At 60.9% G+C, this 596-nt stretch carries 1 protein-coding gene; it reads left to right on the forward strand.

The window, feature by feature from the left end; translation table 11 throughout:
* The first annotated feature begins 255 nt into the window (after nt 1-255).
* Complete coding sequence (locus PQQ52_RS34605) at nt 256-537, forward strand: hypothetical protein (protein ID WP_408221526.1); 282 nt, start codon at nt 256-258, stop codon at nt 535-537.
* Nucleotides 538-596 lie beyond the last annotated feature (59 nt).

Genomic DNA, 596 nt, shown 5'->3' on the forward strand with positions numbered 1-596 from the left:
TGGCTTGGAGGGGATAGTGGCGCATCTGGAATCCGTGCCCCCGCACATTCGACGTCCGTGACAAAGGACTCATCAGCTCCCACTCCGCACTGCGTGCGTCGCGGATAGGTATGCGCGGGAAACCAGGGGCTTCGTTTGAGTGCAGTGGAGGCCATCGGCTTCGCCTCGGCGAAGCACCCAAGTATTCAATGAACAAGCTCCGCCAGTAAATGAAAAACCAAGCTCGCCGGTCCAATTAAACACCGGGATACAGCTGTGGCGGCTGTGCTGTGCGGTGCGGTGGCGGTGGCGGTGGCGGTGGCGGTGGCGGTGGCGGTGGCGGTGGCGGTGGCGGTGGCGGTGGCGGTGGCGGTGGACGCCACGATACTGAGCGAAACGCGGGTACGAAAACGTAGTGGTTGGTTTTCTGAAATGCGCGTCGGCGCGCGCAGCGTCGCTGGATGTATGACGGCCTTGTCACTAACGCTGAAGGTGCGAGGGCACAGATTCCAGATGTGCCACTACCGCGACTGCGCGAGGGACCCGCTTAAGAATTAGCAGTGTGAGCCGCTTTCTCTTGCTTACTTCTCTTTGCGGCGGCAAAGAGAAGTAAGTGC

The organism is Paraburkholderia sediminicola (assembly GCF_046030555.1).
In the GTDB taxonomy this organism is placed as follows: domain Bacteria; phylum Pseudomonadota; class Gammaproteobacteria; order Burkholderiales; family Burkholderiaceae; genus Paraburkholderia; species Paraburkholderia sediminicola_E.